13 protein-coding genes and 1 tRNA gene are annotated in these 19458 nt (G+C 59.1%); 13 read left to right on the top strand and 1 reads right to left on the bottom strand.

Annotated features, from left to right (window positions below; all coding sequences use genetic code 11):
• Nucleotides 1-35 precede the first annotated feature (35 nt).
• The 13 genes from DA373_RS09330 (at nucleotide 36) to cysG (ending at nucleotide 18462) form a co-directional block, all read left to right on the top strand.
• Nucleotides 36-112: transfer RNA gene (locus DA373_RS09330), tRNA-Trp, on the top strand.
• A 65-nt stretch (nucleotides 113-177) separates the two neighbouring features.
• Entirely contained in the window at nucleotides 178-549 is a 372-nt protein-coding gene (gene secE / locus DA373_RS09325) for a preprotein translocase subunit SecE (RefSeq protein ID WP_107852044.1), read from the top strand.
• A gap of 9 nt (nucleotides 550-558) precedes the next feature.
• Nucleotides 559-1101: a transcription termination/antitermination protein NusG gene (nusG, locus tag DA373_RS09320; RefSeq protein WP_094202073.1), complete on the top strand. Its 543-nt coding sequence runs from the start codon at nucleotides 559-561 to the stop codon at nucleotides 1099-1101.
• Nucleotides 1102-1231: 130 nt separating this feature from the next.
• Complete coding sequence (gene rplK, locus DA373_RS09315; RefSeq protein ID WP_107852043.1) at nucleotides 1232-1660, top strand: 50S ribosomal protein L11; 429 nt, start codon at nucleotides 1232-1234, stop codon at nucleotides 1658-1660.
• Nucleotides 1661-1664: 4 nt separating this feature from the next.
• Nucleotides 1665-2363, top strand: a complete 699-nt coding sequence (rplA, locus tag DA373_RS09310; RefSeq protein WP_107852042.1) for a 50S ribosomal protein L1 — start codon at nucleotides 1665-1667, stop codon at nucleotides 2361-2363.
• Between the two features lie 246 nt (nucleotides 2364-2609).
• The gene (gene rplJ, locus DA373_RS09305; protein ID WP_107852041.1) at nucleotides 2610-3113 is read left to right on the top strand and encodes a 50S ribosomal protein L10; all 504 of its coding nucleotides are present in this window, start codon (nucleotides 2610-2612) and stop codon (nucleotides 3111-3113) included.
• A gap of 54 nt (nucleotides 3114-3167) precedes the next feature.
• Entirely contained in the window at nucleotides 3168-3536 is a 369-nt protein-coding gene (rplL, locus tag DA373_RS09300) for a 50S ribosomal protein L7/L12 (RefSeq protein ID WP_094202069.1), read from the top strand.
• A gap of 223 nt (nucleotides 3537-3759) precedes the next feature.
• On the top strand, nucleotides 3760-7788 hold the full coding sequence (gene rpoB, locus DA373_RS09295) for a DNA-directed RNA polymerase subunit beta (RefSeq protein ID WP_107852040.1): 4029 nt from the start codon (nucleotides 3760-3762) through the stop codon (nucleotides 7786-7788).
• An 87-nt stretch (nucleotides 7789-7875) separates the two neighbouring features.
• A complete protein-coding gene (gene rpoC, locus DA373_RS09290; protein ID WP_107852039.1) occupies nucleotides 7876-12084 on the top strand; it encodes a DNA-directed RNA polymerase subunit beta' in 4209 nt (1402 codons plus the stop codon).
• Nucleotides 12085-12299: 215 nt separating this feature from the next.
• A complete protein-coding gene (locus tag DA373_RS09285; protein ID WP_107852038.1) occupies nucleotides 12300-14099 on the top strand; it encodes an assimilatory sulfite reductase (NADPH) flavoprotein subunit in 1800 nt (599 codons plus the stop codon).
• Nucleotides 14089-15792, top strand: coding sequence for an assimilatory sulfite reductase (NADPH) hemoprotein subunit (gene cysI / locus DA373_RS09280; protein WP_198650282.1), 1704 nt, complete (start codon nucleotides 14089-14091; stop codon nucleotides 15790-15792). Before DA373_RS09285 ends, cysI begins: the two co-directional genes overlap by 11 nt.
• Entirely contained in the window at nucleotides 15782-16549 is a 768-nt protein-coding gene (locus DA373_RS09275; RefSeq protein ID WP_107852036.1) for a phosphoadenylyl-sulfate reductase, read from the top strand. The genes cysI and DA373_RS09275 overlap by 11 nt, the downstream gene beginning before the upstream one ends.
• Nucleotides 16550-17061: 512 nt before the next feature.
• A complete protein-coding gene (cysG, locus tag DA373_RS09270) occupies nucleotides 17062-18462 on the top strand; it encodes a siroheme synthase CysG (RefSeq protein WP_107852035.1) in 1401 nt (466 codons plus the stop codon).
• 402 nt (nucleotides 18463-18864) lie between these two features.
• Here the strand turns inward: cysG and ppa are convergent, their stop codons facing one another.
• Nucleotides 18865-19395, bottom strand: a complete 531-nt coding sequence (gene ppa / locus DA373_RS09265; protein WP_107852034.1) for an inorganic diphosphatase — start codon at nucleotides 19393-19395, stop codon at nucleotides 18865-18867.
• Nucleotides 19396-19458 lie beyond the last annotated feature (63 nt).

Raw genomic sequence — 19458 nt, 5'->3', positions numbered from 1 at the left:
TCACAAAGCCCCTATAATAGGGGCTTTGTTGTATTAGGGGCGTAGTTCCAATTGGTAGAACGGCGGTCTCCAAAACCGACGGTTGGGGGTTCGAGTCCCTCCGCCCCTGCCACTTACCTCGCCGTCGGCGGGGTTTTTGCGTCTGTAACGGACTCGGAATATTTAGACAGGTAGCTTATGAGTGCAAATACCGAGAGCCAGGGCGGGGCGAAAGATACCCTGCTGTGGGGTCTGGTTTTCATTATTCTGATCGCAGCCGTGGTCGCCAACTATCTCTACAGTGACCTGGCGGTCTTTATTCGCGCGGCCGGCGTGGTAGTGGCAGTCGGTGTTGCCGGCCTGCTGGCATACCAGACCAAAAAGGGCCAGAGCAGCTTTGCCTTTGCCCGTGAGTCGCGTCTGGAAATGCGCAAGGTGGTCTGGCCCACCCGTCAGGAAAGCATTCAGACCACCCTTATCGTACTGGCCGTGACCGCTCTGGTCGGCCTGTTTCTGTTTTTGCTGGATGGCCTGCTGGTATGGCTGGTCAACCTGGTTACCGGAGTATAAGGATTCACCATGTCAGAACAAAGAATGCGTTGGTATGTGGTCCAGGCGTTTTCCGGATATGAAGGCCGCGTAGCCAAGTCGCTGCGTGAACATATCAAAATGCACGGCATGGAAGATCAATTTGGCGAAGTGCTGGTACCCACCGAGGAAGTGGTGGAAATGCGCGCCGGCCAGAAGCGCAAGAGCGAGCGCAAGTTTTTCCCCGGCTATGTGCTGGTGCAGATGCAGATGAATGACGGCACCTGGCACCTGGTGCGCAGCATTCCCCGCGTCATGGGCTTTATCGGCGGCACTCCCGAGCGTCCGGCACCGATCTCCGACAAGGAAGCCGACGCCATTCTCAATCGTCTGCAGGACGCGGTGGACAAGCCGAAACCCAAGACCCTGTTTGAGCCGGGCGAAGTGGTGCGGGTGTCCGACGGCCCCTTTGCCGACTTCAACGGCGTGGTGGAAGAGGTGGATTACGAGAAGAGCCGCCTGAAGGTATCGGTACTGATCTTCGGCCGTTCCACCCCGGTGGATCTGGAGTTCGGCCAGGTGGAAAAAACCTGAGCATAATTCGAGCTGGGGCTCTTGAGAAGGGCGGCAAATTGCACTACAATTTGCCGCCCTTTTATTGTTGGGGAGCCGTTAGAGGAGTACTGCTCCGAGGCGCTAACACCCATTTTTGAGGTAATTATCAATGGCCAAAAAAGTACAAGCGTACATCAAGCTGCAGGTTGCAGCTGGTGCAGCTAACCCGAGCCCGCCCGTAGGTCCTGCCCTGGGTCAGCACGGCGTTAACATCATGGAATTCTGTAAGGCGTTCAACGCCCGTACAGACAGCCTGGAAAAAGGCTCTCCGATCCCGGTTGTTATCACCGTATACAGCGATCGCTCCTTCACCTTTGAAACCAAGACTCCGCCCGCTGCCTTCCTGCTGAAGAAAGCTGCCGGCATCAAGTCTGGTTCCGGTGTACCGAACAAGACCAAGGTTGGTACCATCACCCGCGCCCAGCTGGAAGAAATCGCCGCTGTCAAGGCGCCGGACATGACCGGTGCTGACGTTGACGCCCGCGTGCGTTGCCTCGAAGGTTCTGCCCGTTCCATGGGCCTGGTAGTGGAGGGCTGAGACCATGGCTAAACTGACCAAGCGTATGCGTACCATCCGTGAGCGTGTAGATGCCACTCGCGAGTACGAAATCAACGAAGCCATCGCCCTGCTGAAGGAACTGGCCACCGCCAAGTTCGTTGAAAGCATCGACGTTGCCGTGAACCTGGGCATCGACGCCCGTAAATCCGACCAGAACGTGCGTGGCGCCACCGTGCTGCCTCACGGTACCGGTCGTGACGTTCGCGTGGCCGTGTTCACTCAGGGCGCCAACGCCGACGCCGCCAAGGCTGCCGGTGCCGACCTGGTTGGCATGGACGACCTGGCCGAGCAGGTAAAAGCCGGTGAACTGAACTTCGACGTGGTTATCGCTTCTCCCGACGCCATGCGCGTTGTGGGCCAGCTGGGCCAGATTCTTGGTCCCCGCGGTCTGATGCCGAACCCCAAGGTTGGCACCGTGACCCCGAACGTGGCCGAAGCCGTGCAGAATGCCAAGGCTGGTCAGGTGCGCTACCGTAACGACAAGAACGGTATCATCCACACCACCATCGGCAAGGCGGACTTTGACGCTGAACAGCTGAAAGGCAACCTGGAAGCCCTGCTGGGCGCCCTGAAGCGCGCCAAGCCCGCTTCTTCCAAAGGCCAGTACATCAAGAAAGTCAGCCTGTCCACCACCATGGGTGCAGGTCTGGCCGTTGATCAAGCCGGTCTGGATGTTGCTTAATTAAGCATTTACAAGGCGCAGCAATTCTCGTAGAATTTTGCGCCTTGTTATTTGGTTGGGGGCTTCGACTCCCGTCCAAGACCGCTGGAGCCGCAAGGCTTAATGTTCCAGCGTAGATGGTGCCGGGACCCAGTTAGAAAGCAGAAAAATTTTCCTTTCTTCTGGAATTCGCCACCTTGGTGCCTCTGAAAAAGAGGCGTGTGTTTAATCTGGGAATTTCCCAGGTGGAATCCAGGAGTTTAGCCAATGGCATTAAGACTCGACGACAAAAAAGCAATTGTTGCTGAAGTCAACGAAGCTGCCAAGGGCGCCCTGTCTGCAGTTGTTGCCGATTCTCGCGGCGTGACTGTGGCTGCCATGACCACCCTGCGCAAGCAAGCCCGTGAAAACGGTATCTACCTCAAGGTAGTCCGTAACACTCTGGCTCGCCTGGCAGTGGAAGAGACCGATTACGAATGCCTGAAAGACGTATTCGTTGGTCCTACTTTGATCGCATTCTCCAACGAGCACCCCGGTGCGGCTGCTCGTCTGTTCAAAGATTTTGCTAAAGAACAGAAAGAGTTTGAGGTGAAAGGTCTGGCTTACGAGGGCGAATTTATCCCTGCGGCCGACATTGACCGCCTCGCCAAGCTGCCGACTTACGACGAAGCAATTGCGAAGCTGATGGCGACCATGAAAGAAGCCTCCGCTGGCAAGCTGGTTCGTACCTTCGCTGCCCTGCGCGACAAGAAAGAAGCCGAAGCCGCCTAAGGCGCTGCTGGCTGCTTGATTACCGTATACTTCAGAACATTAGGAATTTGAGTCATGTCTATCACTAAAGACCAAATCATCGAAGCCGTTGCAGAAATGTCTGTAATGCAGGTTGTTGAACTGATCGAAGCCATGGAAGAGAAGTTCGGCGTTTCTGCCGCTGCTGCTGTTGCCGTAGCTGGCGATGCCGGTGCTGCCGCTGCCGAAGAGCAGACCGAGTTCGACGTAATCCTGACCGGTGCCGGTGCCAACAAGGTTGCCGTTATCAAGGCCGTTCGCGGCGCCACCGGCCTGGGCCTGAAAGAAGCCAAGGGCCTGGTAGAGTCTGCTCCTGCCGCTGTTAAAGAGCAGCTGAGCAAAGGCGAAGCTGAAGCACTGAAGAAAGAACTCGAAGAAGCCGGTGCTTCTGTTGAGCTCAAATAAGCTAGACTATAGCTTAGCGGCCTGAGCAATCGGGCTAGGGCTGGTGAATCTTTATTCACCGGCCCTTTTGCGCTGTGGGATGAGGGGAATTTTCACGTCGTTTTAGCCTCTCGTTGTTCCAGCCACCGAGTGTTGTCGAGACATTCGGCCAACCAGAAACGATGTTATCAGAGCTGTCCCATTTGGGCAGAGTGGGTCACTTATCAGCGAGCTGAGGAACCCTATGGTTTACTCTTATACAGAGAAAAAACGCATTCGTAAGGACTTCGGTAAGCGTGACCAGGTCTTGGACACGCCTTACCTGCTGTCAATCCAGCTTGACTCCTTCAAACAGTTTATTGAAGCAGATCCTCAGGGCGAGTACGGTCTGGAAGCGGCTTTCCGCAGCGTTTTCCCTATCACTAGCTATTCTGGCACTGCCGAGCTGCAGTATGTCAGCTATCGTCTGGGTGAGCCCGTATTTGACGTGCAGGAATGTCAGATCCGTGGCGTGACCTACTCGGCGCCGTTGCGCGTCAAGTTGCGTATGGTCCTGTACGACAGAGAAGCCGCCGCCGGCACTGTCAAGGACATCAAAGAGCAAGAAGTCTACATGGGCGAAATCCCGCTCATGACTGAGAACGGTACCTTTGTGATCAACGGTACCGAGCGGGTAATCGTCTCCCAGCTGCACCGCAGCCCGGGTGTGTTTTTCGATCACGATCGCGGCAAGACCCACTCCTCCGGTAAGGTCCTGTATAACGCCCGTGTGATCCCTTACCGTGGTTCCTGGCTCGATTTTGAATTCGATCCCAAAGACAACCTGTTTGTCCGGATCGACCGTCGCCGCAAACTGCCGGCGTCCATTATTCTGCGCGCCCTTGACTTCACCACCGAAGACATTCTGTCCACCTTCTTTGAAACCACCCGTTTCGAAGTGGCCGACGGCAAGCTGATGATGGAGCTCAAGCCCGAGCGCCTGCGTGGTGAAACCGCCTCTTTCGACATTCTGGTCGACGGTGAAGTGCTGGTTGAAACCGGTCGCCGTATCACTGCCCGCCACATTCGCCAGCTGGAAAAGGCCGGCGTCGAGCAGCTGGAAGTGCCGGTGGAATACGCCGTGGGCAAGGTAGCCGCACGCGACTATATCAACGCCGACACCGGCGAAGTGATGGTCGCCGCCAACAGCGAGCTGAGCCTGGAAAGCCTGGCCAACCTGTCTGTGGCCGGCATCAAGCAGTTCGAGACCCTGTTCACCAACGAACTGGATCACGGCGCCTACATGTCCGAGACCCTGCGTATCGATTCCGCCACTACCCGCCTCGAGGCGCTGGTGGAAATCTATCGCATGATGCGTCCGGGCGAGCCGCCCACCCGTGAAGCGGCCGAAACCCTGTTCGAAAACCTGTTCTTCACCGACGATCGCTACGACCTGTCTACCGTGGGCCGGATGAAGTTCAACCGTCGCCTGCTGCGTGAAGAGCTGAATGGTCCGGGTACCCTGACCAAGTCCGACATCGTCGACGTAATGAAGCAGCTGATCGCCATCCGTAATGGTCTGGACGAAGTGGACGATATCGACCACCTGGGTAACCGTCGTATTCGCTCCGTGGGCGAAATGGCCGAAAACCAGTTCCGCGTAGGCCTGGTTCGCGTTGAGCGCGCGGTGAAGGAGCGTCTGTCCCTGGGCGATCTGGATACCCTGATGCCTCAGGATCTGATTAACGCCAAGCCGATCAGCGCCGCGGTGAAGGAATTCTTCGGCTCCAGCCAGCTGTCCCAGTTTATGGATCAGAACAACCCGCTGTCCGAAGTAACCCACAAGCGCCGTATCTCGGCCCTGGGCCCGGGCGGTCTGACCCGTGAACGCGCCGGCTTTGAAGTTCGGGACGTACACCCGACCCACTACGGTCGTCTGTGCCCCATCGAGACTCCTGAAGGTCCGAACATCGGTCTGATCAACTCACTGGCCTGTTACTCCCGCACCAACGAGTACGGTTTCCTCGAGACCCCGTACCGCCGCGTGGTGGATGGCCAGATCACCGATGAAGTGGATTACCTGTCCGCCATCGAGGAAGGTCACTTCGTTATCGCCCAGGCCAACGCCGCGATTGACGAAAACGGCCGTCTGCTGGATGAACTGGTACCGTCCCGTCACAAGGGCGAAGCCACCTACATGAACGCCGACCAGGTGCAGTACATGGACGTGAGCCCGCAGCAGATCGTTTCCGTGGCCGCCTCACTGATCCCGTTCCTGGAACACGATGACGCCAACCGGGCACTGATGGGCTCGAACATGCAGCGTCAGGCGGTGCCGACCCTGAAGGCGGACAAGCCGCTGGTGGGTACCGGTATCGAGCGCGCCGTGGCCGTGGACTCCGGTGTTACCGCCGTGGCCAAGCGTGGCGGTGTGGTTGACTATGTCGACGCGTCCCGTATCGTGGTCAAGGTCAACGAGGAAGAGATGCTGCCCGGCGAAGCCGGTATCGACATCTACAACCTGACCAAGTACACCCGTTCCAACCAGAACACCTGCATCAACCAGCGTCCCTGCGTGATGCCGGGCGAGCGCGTGATCAGCGGTGATGTACTGGCCGACGGCCCGTCCACCGATCTGGGTGAACTGGCCCTGGGCCAGAACCTGCGCGTGGCCTTTATGCCTTGGAACGGCTACAACTTCGAAGACTCCATTCTGCTCAGCGAGCGGGTGGTGATGGAAGATCGCCTGACCACCATTCACATTCAGGAACTGTCCTGTATCTCCCGTGACACCAAGCTGGGTCCGGAAGAGATCACCGCCGACATTCCCAACGTGGGTGAAGCCGCGCTGTCCAAGCTGGACGAGTCCGGTATCGTCTACGTGGGTGCCGAAGTGAAGCCCGGTGACATTCTGGTAGGCAAGGTGACGCCCAAGGGTGAAACCCAGCTGACCCCGGAAGAGAAGCTGCTGCGTGCCATCTTTGGTGAGAAGGCGTCCGACGTGAAGGACTCTTCCCTGCGCGTGCCCAACTCCGTGTACGGTACCGTGATCGACGTTCAGGTATTCACCCGTGACGGCGTCGAGAAGGACAAGCGTGCCCAGGACATCGAGCACATGCAGCTCAAGCAGGCCAAGAAAGACCTGACCGAAGAGTTCAGCATTCTCGAAGACGGCATCTTCGCCCGTGCCCGTTCCGTGCTGATCGCCGCCGGCATGAGTGCCGACAAGGTGGCCAAGCTGGCCCGGGAAAAACTGCTGGAGCAGGCCCTGGACGACGAAGGCAAGCAGGTTGAGCTGGAGCAGATCGCCGAGCAGTATGCGGAGCTGAAGGCCGACTTCGACAAGAAGTTCGAGAACAAGCGCCGCAAGATCACTCAGGGCGATGATCTGGCCCCGGGTGTGCTCAAGATCGTCAAGGTGTACCTGGCGGTGAAGCGTCGCATTCAGCCCGGTGACAAGATGGCGGGTCGTCATGGTAACAAGGGTGTGGTATCCACCATTGTTCCCGTTGAAGACATGCCCCACGACGAACACGGCCGTCCGGTCGACATCGTGCTCAACCCGCTGGGTGTACCCTCGCGGATGAACATCGGTCAGATCCTCGAAACCCATCTGGGCCTGGCGGCCAAGGGACTGGGTGAGAAGATCGACACCATGATCAAGGAGCAGCAGGAGCTGGCCCGTCTGCGCGAGTTCATTCAGGAAGTCTACAATCAGGGTGAAAACGTGCAGCAGAAAGTGGATCTGTCCACCTTCTCCGACGATGAAGTCCGGGTGCTGGCCAACAACCTGCGCAAGGGTGTGCCGATTGCCACGCCGGCGTTTGACGGTGCCCGTGAGCACGAAATCAAGCGTCTGCTGAAGCTGGCGGATCTGCCCGAATCCGGTCAGATCACCCTGTTCGACGGCCGCACCGGCAACTCCTTTGAGCGTCCGGTGACCGTGGGCTATATGTACATGCTGAAGCTGAACCACCTGGTGGACGACAAGATGCATGCGCGTTCTACCGGCTCCTACAGCCTGGTTACCCAGCAGCCCCTGGGCGGTAAGGCCCAGTTTGGTGGTCAGCGTTTCGGTGAGATGGAAGTGTGGGCGCTGGAAGCCTACGGCGCCGCCTACACCCTGCAGGAAATGCTGACCGTCAAGTCGGACGATGTAAATGGCCGGACCAAGATGTACAAGAACATCGTGGACGGTGATCACCGCATGGAGCCGGGCATGCCCGAGTCCTTCAACGTACTGCTGAAGGAAATCCGCTCCCTGGGTATCAACATCGAGCTGGAAGAAAGTTAAGGCACCAGACTGCCTAGGAAATAACGGCGCCCCTTCATTCTTCGGAAGGACGGGGCGCCCAGGTAGAACTCCTCACAGGAGACTAACGTGAAAGACTTGCTTAAGTTTTTGAAAGCGCAGAGTAAGACTGAAGAGTTTGACGGTATCAAAATCGGTCTGGCCTCGCCGGACATGATCCGCTCTTGGTCCTTCGGCGAAGTCAAAAAGCCCGAGACCATCAACTACCGTACCTTCAAGCCGGAGCGTGACGGTCTTTTCTGCGCCCGGATCTTTGGTCCGGTCAAGGACTATGAGTGTTTGTGCGGCAAGTACAAGCGCCTCAAGCACCGCGGCGTGATCTGTGAAAAGTGCGGCGTTGAAGTTACCCAGACCAAGGTGCGCCGTGAGCGCATGGGTCACATCGAGCTGGCCAGCCCGGTAGCCCACATCTGGTTCCTGAAGTCCCTGCCGAGCCGCATTGGCCTGCTGCTGGACATGACCCTGCGCGATATCGAGCGGGTGCTGTACTTTGAATCCTACGTCGTCATCGAGCCGGGCATGACCAGCCTGGAGCGCGGCCAGATGCTGTCTGAAGAGCAGTACCTGGACTCGCTGGAAGAGTGGGGTGACGAATTCGACGCCAAGATGGGCGCCGAAGCCGTGCTGTCTCTGCTGAAAGACATCGATCTGGAAGGCGAGATCAACACCATGCGCGAGGAGCTGGATTCCACCAACTCCGAAACCAAGCGCAAGAAGATCACCAAACGCCTGAAACTGATGGAAGCCTTCCACTTCTCCGGCAACAAGCCCGAGTGGATGGTAATGACAGTGCTGCCGGTACTGCCGCCGGATCTGCGTCCGCTGGTACCCCTGGACGGCGGCCGCTTCGCGACCTCGGATCTGAACGATCTGTACCGCCGGGTAATCAACCGGAACAACCGTCTGAAGCGCCTGCTGGACCTGGCTGCGCCCGACATTATCGTGCGCAACGAAAAGCGCATGCTGCAGGAATCCGTTGACGCCCTGCTGGACAACGGCCGTCGTGGCCGCGCCATCACCGGCTCCAACAAGCGCCCGCTGAAGTCCCTGGCCGACATGATCAAGGGTAAGCAGGGTCGTTTCCGTCAGAACCTGCTGGGCAAGCGGGTCGACTACTCCGGTCGTTCCGTTATCACCGTAGGTCCGACCCTGCGTCTGCACCAGTGCGGTCTGCCCAAGAAGATGGCCCTGGAGCTGTTCAAGCCCTTCATCTACGGCAAGCTGGAAACCCGCGGCCTGGCCACCACCATCAAGGCGGCCAAGAAGATGGTTGAGCGGGAAGAAGCCGTGGTGTGGGATATCCTCGACGAGGTGATCCGTGAGCATCCGGTGCTGCTGAACCGTGCGCCTACCCTGCACCGTCTGGGTATTCAGGCGTTTGAGCCGGTACTGATTGAAGGCAAGGCCATTCAGCTGCACCCCCTGGTGTGTGCGGCCTATAACGCCGACTTCGATGGTGACCAGATGGCGGTACACGTACCCCTGACCCTGGAAGCCCAGCTCGAAGCCCGCGCGCTGATGATGTCCACCAACAACATCCTGTCTCCCGCCAACGGCGAGCCGATCATAGTCCCGTCCCAGGACGTGGTACTGGGTCTGTATTACATGACCCGGGACAAGATCAACGCCAAGGGCGAGGGCATGCTGCTGACCAGCGCTAAGGAAGCCGAAAAGGTGTACCGTGCCGGTCACGCCGAGCTGCACGCCCGGGTCAAGGTGCGCCTCACCGACTTCGAAAAAATGGAAGACGGCACCCTGGTGGAAAAAACCGCGATTCGCGACACCACCATCGGCCGCGCCATTCTGAGCCTGATCGTGCCCAAGGGCATGCCTTTTGAGCTGATCAACCAGCCCATGGGCAAGAAGCAGATTTCCCGTCTGCTGAACGGTTGCTACCGTCTGCTGGGTCTGAAGGACTCCGTTATCTTCGCCGACCAGCTGATGTATACCGGTTTCCATTACGCCACCCTGTCCGGTGTGTCCGTGGGCATCAACGACATGGTGATCCCGGATGCCAAGAAGGACATCATCGACGAGGCCGAAGCCGAAGTCACCGAGATTCAGGACCAGTTCCAGTCCGGTCTGGTGACCGCCGGTGAGCGTTACAACAAGGTTATCGATATCTGGGCCAGCGCCAATGAGCGCGTGTCCAAGGCGATGATGGAAAACCTGTCGAAAGACACCGTGATCAACCGTGACGGTGAAGAAGAGCTGCAGGATTCCTTCAACAGCATCTACATGATGGCCGACTCCGGCGCCCGGGGTAGTGCCGCCCAGATCCGTCAGCTGGCGGGTATGCGTGGCCTGATGGCCAAGCCGGACGGCTCCATCATCGAAACGCCGATTATCGCGAACTTCCGTGAAGGTCTGAACGTACTGCAGTACTTTATCTCGACCCACGGTGCCCGTAAGGGTCTGGCCGATACCGCACTGAAGACCGCGAACTCCGGTTATCTGACCCGTCGTCTGGTCGACGTGGCTCAGGATCTGGTGATCACCACCGATGACTGTGGCACCCACGAAGGTCTGTGGATGATGCCGCTGATCGAAGGCGGTGACGTGGTTGAACCCCTGCGCGAGCGCGTACTGGGCCGGGTCGTGGCCGAAGACGTGATCAAGCCGGGTACCGAAGACGAGCTGCTGGTGGCCCGCAACACCCTGCTCGACGAGAAGCTGTGTGACCTGCTGGAATCCAGCTCCGTTGACCGGGTGAAAGTGCGTTCCGTTATCACCTGTGACAATGACCATGGCGTCTGTGCCCACTGTTACGGTCGTGACCTGGCCCGTGGCCACCTGGTCAACCAGGGCGAAGCAGTCGGTGTTATTGCCGCCCAGTCCATCGGTGAACCCGGTACCCAGCTGACCATGCGTACCTTCCACATCGGTGGTGCGGCATCGCGGGCAGCGGCGGAGAGCAGCATTCAGGTCAAGCACAGCGGTACCGTCAAGCTGCAGAATGCCCAGACCGTTACCAATATGGACGGCAAGACCGTTATCGTGTCCCGTTCTTCCGAACTGACCATCATCGACGAGATGGGTCAGACCCGGGAAAACCACAAGCTGCCTTACGGTGCCCTGCTGGAGCAGCCGGACGGTGGCATGGTGCAGGCTGGTCAGGTGGTAGCCAACTGGGATCCGCACACGCATCCCATCATCACCGAAGTGGCGGGCCGTGTTAAGTTTATCGACATGATCGATGGCGTCACCATCAGCCGTCAGACCGACGAACTGACCGGTCTGTCCAGCATCGTGGTGATGGACGTGAACGAGCGTCCCAGCTCCGGTAAGGAACTGCGCCCCACCGTGAAACTGGTGGACGACGCCGGCAAGGACGTGTTCATTCCCGACACCGACCTGTCTGCCCTGTACTTCCTGCCCGGCCGCGCCATCGTGAGCCTGGAAGACGGTGCTCAGGTAAACGTGGGTGATGCCGTGGCCCGTATTCCGCAGGAATCCGGCGGTACCAAGGACATCACCGGTGGTCTGCCCCGGGTTGCCGACCTGTTCGAAGCCCGTCAGCCGAAAGAGCCGGCCATTCTGGCCGAGATCTCCGGCACCATCTCCTTCGGCAAGGAAACCAAGGGCAAGCGCCGTCTGGTGATCACGCCGCTGGAAGGGGGCGATGCCTACGAAGAGATGATTCCGAAGTGGCGTCACCTCAACGTGTTTGAAGGTGAGAAGGTCGAGAAGGGCGAAGTGCTGGCCGATGGTCCCGAGTCCCCCCACGACATTCTGCGCCTGCGTGGCATCAGCCCGGTGGCGAACTATATCGTCAACGAGGTGCAGGAGGTTTACCGTCTGCAGGGCGTTAAGATCAACGACAAGCACATTGAAACCGTGGTTCGTCAGATGCTGCGTCGTGCCGAGATCATGGACTCCGGTGATTCCGACTTTATCGAAGGCGAACAGGCCGAAGTGGTCCGCATTCGTCAGGCCAACCGTGCCCTGGAAGCCGACGGCAAGCGTACCATCGGTTACCGTCATGTGCTGATGGGTATCACCAAGGCCTCACTGAGCACCGAATCCTTCATCTCGGCGGCTTCCTTCCAGGAAACCACCCGGGTACTGACCGAAGCGGCCGTGGCCGGCAAGGTCGACGACCTGCGCGGTCTGAAGGAGAACGTGATCGTGGGCCGTCTGGTACCGGCCGGTACCGGTTTTGCCTACCATCAGGGTCGTCAGGCCCGTCGCCAGCCCGAGCAGCCGGTGAAAATCTCTGCCGACGAGGCCGAGCAAAGCCTGGCCGACCTGCTGAACGCCGGCAGCGCCGACGAATAAGCAGTTACCGACTCGCTGATAAGACAAGGGCTTCCGCAAGGAAGCCCTTTTTTCATGATGTCAGGCGTGAAGTGTAAGGAGTGAGGAGAGCATGCCTTACCCCTTACCTTTAAGTCATATTCTTTTAATGAATAAAAAATCACCCTTTATTCTTTATTGTTTTTCCTTGCTCTGACTTAAGCTATGTCCACTCTGGAAAAGTGGAAGGCAATGTCATGCTTTTAAAAGAACTCGCGGCGGCCGCCAGCCCGCTGAATGAACAACAGGTGCACAAGCTCACTCAGGTGGCGGCCGAGCTCAACGCCACCCAGCTGGCCTGGGTCAGCGGCTATCTCTACGGCATCAGCCAGCACGGTCAGGCCATTGCGGCTGCCCCCGTCGCCGCCGCGCAGCCCGCAGGCAAGCTGACCATTCTTTACGCTTCTCAAACCGGCAATGCCAAGGGCGTGGCCGAGGCGCTCAAGGCCCAGGCCGACGCCAGTGGCGTGACCGCCGAGCTGTTCAATGTCGCCGACTACAAGATCAAGCAGCTCAAGAAAGAAACCCATGTGCTGATCGTGGCCAGCACCAATGGCGAGGGCGAAGCCCCCGATGATGCCATTGAATTCCACAAGCAGCTCAAGGCCGGCAAGGCCGGCAAGCTGGACGGTCTGAGCTATGGCGTGATCGGTCTGGGGGATTCCTCCTACGAGTTCTTCTGCCAGACCGGCAAGGACTTTGACGAGTATCTGAGCAAGGCCGGTGCCAAGCCGCTGCTGGCCCGTCTTGACTGTGACGTGGACTACGAAGGTCCGGCCACCGACTGGGGCAACTCGGCCTTTGAACTGCTGAAAGAAGCCCTGTCTGCCGACGCCGCCAATCAGGTGATTCCGGGTGCCCCCGCCACTCAGGGCGTGGCCAGCCTGTACAGCAAGAAGAACCCCTTTGTCGCCGAGCTGTCCACCAATCAGAAGATCACCGGCCGGGATTCCGACCGGGACGTGCGCCATATCGAGATCTCCCTGGAAGACTCCGGCCTGAGCTACCAGCCCGGCGATGCGCTGGGGGTCTGGTTCAGCAATGACGAGGCGCTGGTGGATGGCCTGCTGCAGCTGGTTGAGCTGCCTGGCGACACCGAGGTCAAGGTCGACGACAAGGCGCTGTCTTTGCGCGAGGCACTGATCAATCACTATGAGCTGACCCAGGGTTACGCCAGCTTTGTGCAGGCCTATGCCGAGCTGTCCGGCAGCGACAAACTCAAGGCGCTGACCGAAGACAAGGCCGCCCTGCGCGAGTACTGTGCCAGCCATCAGATTCAAGACATCATCGCCGGGCAGCCGGTGGCACTGACCGCCGAGCAACTGCAGGGTGCCCTGCGCCGGCTGACCCCGCGGCTGTACTCCATCGCCTCTTCCCAGGCGGAAGTGGACGAGGAAGTGCATCTGACCGTGGGCGTGGTGCGTTTCGATCACGACGGCGAAGCCCGTGCCGGCGGTGCTTCTTCCTACCTGGCCGACCGGCTGGAAGAAGGCGGCCGAGTGCGCGTCTTCGTGGAGCACAATGATAACTTCCGCCTGCCCGCCGACGACAATACCCCGGTGATCATGGTGGGCCCGGGCACCGGTATCGCACCCTTCCGCGCCTTTATGCAGGAGCGGGATGCCCGTGATGCCGAGGGCAAGAACTGGCTGTTCTTTGGCAACCCCCACTTCACTCAGGACTTCCTGTATCAGCTGGAGTGGCAGCGTTACGTCAAGTCCGGCCTGGTGGACAAAATTTCGCTGGCGTTCAGCCGGGATCAGGCCGAGAAGGTGTACGTTCAGCACAAGCTGAAGGAAGAGGGCGCCGAGGTCTACGCCTGGCTGGAGCAGGGTGCCCACTTCTATGTGTGTGGCGATGCCACCCGCATGGCGAAGGATGTGCATGAAGCCCTGATCGAGCTGGTGGCTGAACACGGCGGCAAGACCCGCGAACAGGCCGAAGAATATGTGGATGCGCTGCGCAGCGCCAAGCGTTACCAAAGGGATGTTTATTAAGATGAGCGAGCAAAAACTGTCCGACAACGAACGCCTCAAGCGCGAGAGCAACTTCCTGCGCGGCACCATAGAGCAGGATCTGCAGGATCCGCTCACCGGCGGCTTTAACGGTGACAACTTCCAGCTGATCCGCTTTCACGGCATGTATCAGCAGGACGACCGGGACATTCGCAACGAGCGGACCGCCCAGAAGCTGGAGCCCCTGCACAACGTCATGCTGCGCGCCCGTCTGCCCGGCGGCATCATCACTCCCGAGCAGTGGCTGGTGATCGACCGGTTTGCCGCCGATCACACCATGTATGGCAGCATTCGCCTGACCACCCGTCAGACCTTTCAGTTTCACGGTGTGCTCAAGCGCGACATCAAGCTGATGCACCAGACCCTGAACAAGACCGGCATCGACTCCATCGCCACTGCCGGCGATGTAAACCGGAACGTGCTGTGCACCAGCAACCCGGTGGAGTCCGAGCTGCATCAGGAAGCCTATGAGTGGGCCAAGAAGATCTCCGAGCACCTGCTGCCCAAGACCCGGGCCTATGCGGAGATCTGGCTGGACGGCGAGCGTCTGGAAACCACCGACGAGGAGCCGATTCTTGGGTCCACCTATCTGCCGCGCAAGTTCAAGACCACGGTGGTGATCCCGCCGCAGAACGACGTGGACGTGCACGCCAACGATCTGAACTTTGTGGCCGTGGCTGACAACGGCAAGCTGGTGGGCTTTAACGTACTGGTGGGCGGTGGTCTGGCCATGACTCACGGCGACACCAACACCTTTCCGCGCAAGGCCTCTGACTTTGGCTTTATTCCGCTGTCCCATGTGCTGGAAGTGGCCGCCGCCGTGGTCACGACCCAGCGCGACTGGGGCAACCGCTCCGAGCGCAAGAACGCCAAGACCAAATACACCCTGGAGCGTTTCGGCGTGGAAGCGTTCAAGGCCGAGGTGGAAAAACGGGCCGGCATTCAGTTTGAAGAGACCCGCCCTTACGAGTTTACCGGCCGTGGCGATCGCTTTGGCTGGGTGGAAGGCATAGACGGCAAGCACCACCTGACCCTGTTTATTGAAAACGGCCGGATTCTGGATTACCCAGGCAAGCCCCTGAAAACCGGTATGGCCGAGATTGCCAAAGTGCACAAGGGCGACTTCCGCCTGACCGCCAACCAGAACCTGATCATCGCCGGTGTGCCGGCGGAGCAGAAGGCGGAAATTGAAGCCCTGGCCCGGCAATATGGCCTGCTGGACGACAGCGTGTCGGAGCAGCGGCAGAACTCCATGGCCTGTGTGGCCCTGCCTACCTGTCCGCTGGCGATGGCCGAAGCCGAGCGCTTCCTGCCGGAGTTCGTCACCGAGATCGAGGGCGTGCTGGCCAAGCACGGCGTGAACGACGACAGCATCATCTTTCGGGTCACCGGCTGCCCTAACGGCTGTGGCCGGGCCATGCTGGCGGAGATCGGTCTGGTGGGCAAGGCGCCGGGTCGCTACAACCTGCACCTGGGCGGCAACCGGGAAGGCACCCGCATTCCGCGCATGTACAGGGAAAACATCACCGATCGCCAGATCCTGGAAGAGATCGACGCCCTGGTGGGCCGCTGGGCCGCCGAGCGTGACGCCGGTGAAGGCTTTGGCGACTTCGTGATCCGCGCCGGCATCATTGCGCCCGTGGTCGACTCCGCGAGGGATTTCTATGCAGTCTAGTGTGTTGCCCGCTCTTGACGAGCTGACCGCCCTGTCCCGACAGGAGCAGGTCGAGGCCCTGGCGCCGCTCAATCGGGAGCTGGCCGCCCTGAGCGCCCCCGAGCGGGTGCGCTGGGCCCTGGACAATCTGCCGGGAGAGCCGGTGCTCTCCTCCAGTTTCGGTATTCAGGCGGCGGTGATGCTGCACCTGGTGATCCAGGCCAGGGCTGATATTCCGGTGATCCTCACCGATACCGGTTATCTGTTTCCGGAAACCTACCGCTTTATCGACGAGCTGACCGAACGGCTGAAGCTCAACCTGAAGGTGTACCGGGCGGTGGAATCTGCCGCCTGGCAGGAAGCCCGCCACGGCAAGCTGTGGGAACAGGGGGTGGAAGGCATCAGCCGTTACAACCACCTCAACAAGGTGGAGCCGATGCAGCGCGCCCTGCGTGAGCTGAACGCCGGCACCTGGTTTGCCGGCCTGCGCCGCAGCCAGTCCGATACCCGGGAAGAGCTGCAGGTATTGGGTGTGCAGAACGGCTTGTTCAAGTTCCTGCCGATCATCGACTGGAGCAACAAGGACGTGCACTATTACCTGAAAGACCACGACCTGCCGTACCACCCGCTGTGGGAACAGGGTTATGTGTCGGTGGGGGATGTGCATACCACCGCCAAGTGGGAGCCGGGCATGAGCGAAGCCGATACCCGCTTCAACGGCCTCAAGCGCGAGTGCGGCCTGCACGAAGTGCCCGAGTCCGACGGCAGCGGTATTTAACCCGCGAACCTGCAGAATCCAATGCAGGTCGAACAAGGAGCCGACTTCACGACACGCTTCGGTAAATGCTACTCACTAAAAAGCCTGCTGCGAACATATTCAATGTTCGGTCAGGCTTTTTAGTTCGTCACGGCGAGCAAACTCGCCCCATGAGCGCTCGGCAAATGTATCTGACCGCCATGGACGGCGGAAATGCCGAAAATGCAGGAGCAACTTTTCGGCCATGGCATTTGATCGGTCGTGAAGCCGCTCTCCTTGTCCTCCCTTTTAAGCGCTTTTGTAGCCGCCACTTTAGTTGGCGGGGCCTGTGAAACAGGCCAAAACTCCGGCCTCGAAATGGAATTACTCGTTCCTACGATCTGCGTGGGAATGCATGCCTTTGTCCGACCGTCATGCGGAGCTGCAGACACCCCTAATGCGTTAAAGGCATAAAAAATCATTTTTTATTATTATGTGGCTATATGCCCCGCGGTTTATAGTTAGCCTGTCTATCGTTATTCGCGGAGCCGGCCATGGAACACCTGCCTCTTTTTATCAGCATTGAACAACGTCCCTGCCTGGTAGTGGGCGGTGGCGCCGTGGCCGCCCGCAAGGCCCGGCTGCTGCTGTCCCGGGGAGCCCGGCTGACCGTGGTGGCCCCTGAGCTCTGTGCCGAGCTGAAGGAACAGCTGCCCGCCTTTGAGTGGCTGCAGGACTCCTTTGACGAAGCTCACCTGGACGGTCGCTTTCTGGTGGTGACCGCCACCGACAGTGCGGAAGTCAATGCCCGGGTATATCAGCTCGCCAACCAGCGCGGCATTCTGGTCAACAAGGCCGACGACAGCAAGCGCTCGGCGGTGATCTTCCCGTCCGTGGTGGAGCGCTTTCCGCTGCAGGTGGCGCTCAGCACCGGGGGCAAGGCGCCCTGGCTGGCCCGGCTGCTACGGGCCCGGATCGACGCCCTGCTGCCATCTCACTGGGGAGCGCTGGCGGAAGTGGCCGGGCGTCTGCGTCAGCGGGTGAAAAACACCCTGGGTAGCAGCGATGAGCGTCGCCGGTTTTGGGCCCGGACTCAGGACGACAGTACGCTGAATGCCTTTCTGCAGCACGGCAACCTGGCGGCAGCGGAAAAGTGGTTGCAGCAGGAGGTGCAGCAGCCTTCCAGCGGTGAAGTGATCCTGGTGGGCGCCGGTCCTGGGGATTCAGGACTGCTGACGATCAAGGCGCTGAATGAACTGCAGAAGGCCGATGTGGTGCTGTACGATCAGCTGGTGTCCGACGAGATCATGGCGTTGATCCGCCCGGAGGCGGAGCGGATCCCGGTGGGCAAAAAGGCGGGCAATCACAGCGTGCCTCAGGATCAGATCAATCAGCTGCTGGTGGATCATGCGCTGGCAGGCAAGCGGGTGGTGCGGCTCAAGGGCGGCGATCCCTTTATGTTTGGCCGCGGCGCGGAAGAACTCGAGACCCTGGTGGCGGCGGGCATTCGCTATCAGGTGGTGCCGGGCATCACCGCTGCCGCCGGCGCCACCGCCTATGCGGGCATTCCGCTGACTCACAGGGATCATGCCCAGAGCGCGGTGTTTATTACCGGTCACTGCAAGAAAAATGGCGAAGAGCCGGACTGGGCCAGCCTGGCCAGTGGTCGTCAGACCCTGGTGATCTACATGGGGCTGATGCGCTCCGGTCATATTCAGCAGCGCTTGCTGGAGCACGGTCTGAGTGCCGATACTCCGGTGGCGCTGATCGAGCGGGGCACCACCCAACAGCAGAAAGTGGTGCGCGGTGTGCTTAACGAGCTGAGCACACTTGCCACGCGAGTGGAAAGCCCGGCGCTGATGGTGATTGGCTCTGTGGCCAGCCTGGCAGACAGCCTGGCCTGGTTTAATACCGGCGGTGAGATGGCGGAGCTGCCGCTCGAACGTTGCGGTTAAACGCGTTTTCTCCTTGTGTCTGCACGGCCCGGCCATTTTGTATGGCCGGGCCGTGTTGTTACTGATATCTGTTTTTCGCGGGATCTGCAGGATCTATTTTAAATTTGTGACATAAATCCGGTTGTTAATTATGTTTTCATCATGTTAACATTTGACTGCAATTTCGAAGGGAGCACCGAATGCAAAAAGACAAGTCCAGGATGACTTGGTTGCTTCTGTTCATCGGCTATGTCTCAAGCCTCGGGATCCTGGCCATCATGATATAGGGCAACCGGTCAACTCACCGTCACCATCAGGTCCGAGCGGGCTTAATGGTCAAATGTAAGTTAAAGGCCGGCTGACCGCCGCGAATACAAAAAAAGAGCACCTGGGTGCTCTTTTTTTGTTTCAAAGGCGATGAATTCAGCCTTTGTTATGACGCTCGGCAGAGGCCAGAATTTCGGCTTCGGCGGCGGCCTTGTCTTCCCAGCCGTCTACCTTCACCCACTTGCCCGCTTCCAGCTCCTTGTAGCGCTCGAAGAAGTGCTTGATCTGGGCCTTGAGCAGCTCGGGCACATCATTGATGTCCTGAATGTGATCGTATTCCTTGGTCAGCTTGCTGTGGGGAACGGCGATTACCTTGGCGTCTTCACCGGACTCGTCGGTCATCTTCAGCACGCCTACCGGACGGCAGCGGATCACGGAGCCGGGCACCAGCGGGTGCGGGGTGGGTACCAGCACGTCTACCGGGTCGCCATCCAGAGACAGGGTCTGGTTTACATAGCCGTAGTTGCAGGGGTAGAACATGGGAGTGGCCATGAAACGGTCCACGAACACGGCGCCGGTGTCCTTGTCCACTTCATACTTGATGGGATCGGCGTTCTGGGGAATTTCGATAACAACATAGATATCTTCGGGCAGGCTCTTACCGGCCGGTACCAGGTTCAGGCTCATGACGTTTCCTTGTAGATAGTCAGTAACGGAATTGTAAATCGAGTGTACCATCGTGGCCGCTTT

The sequence above is a fragment of the Oceanimonas marisflavi genome (assembly GCF_003049725.1).
GTDB lineage: Bacteria > Pseudomonadota > Gammaproteobacteria > Enterobacterales > Aeromonadaceae > Oceanimonas > Oceanimonas marisflavi.
Note: the sequence above shows the minus strand (reverse complement) of the source record. Positions and strands in the feature narration are given on the sequence as shown.

Bases quoted from the DNA above. Each gene is read 5' to 3' on its own strand.
- secE (WP_107852044.1), top strand. From the start codon at position 178: ATGAGTGCAAATACCGAGAGCCAGGGCGGGGCGAAAGATACCCTGCTG.
- nusG (WP_094202073.1), top strand. From the start codon at position 559: ATGTCAGAACAAAGAATGCGTTGGTATGTGGTCCAGGCGTTTTCCGGA.
- rplK (WP_107852043.1), top strand. From the start codon at position 1,232: ATGGCCAAAAAAGTACAAGCGTACATCAAGCTGCAGGTTGCAGCTGGT.
- rplA (WP_107852042.1), top strand. From the start codon at position 1,665: ATGGCTAAACTGACCAAGCGTATGCGTACCATCCGTGAGCGTGTAGAT.
- rplJ (WP_107852041.1), top strand. From the start codon at position 2,610: ATGGCATTAAGACTCGACGACAAAAAAGCAATTGTTGCTGAAGTCAAC.
- rplL (WP_094202069.1), top strand. From the start codon at position 3,168: ATGTCTATCACTAAAGACCAAATCATCGAAGCCGTTGCAGAAATGTCT.
- rpoB (WP_107852040.1), top strand. From the start codon at position 3,760: ATGGTTTACTCTTATACAGAGAAAAAACGCATTCGTAAGGACTTCGGT.
- DA373_RS09285 (WP_107852038.1), top strand. From the start codon at position 12,300: ATGCTTTTAAAAGAACTCGCGGCGGCCGCCAGCCCGCTGAATGAACAA.
- cysI (WP_198650282.1), top strand. From the start codon at position 14,089: ATGTTTATTAAGATGAGCGAGCAAAAACTGTCCGACAACGAACGCCTC.
- DA373_RS09275 (WP_107852036.1), top strand. From the start codon at position 15,782: ATGCAGTCTAGTGTGTTGCCCGCTCTTGACGAGCTGACCGCCCTGTCC.
- cysG (WP_107852035.1), top strand. From the start codon at position 17,062: ATGGAACACCTGCCTCTTTTTATCAGCATTGAACAACGTCCCTGCCTG.
- ppa (WP_107852034.1), bottom strand. From the start codon at position 19,395: ATGAGCCTGAACCTGGTACCGGCCGGTAAGAGCCTGCCCGAAGATATC.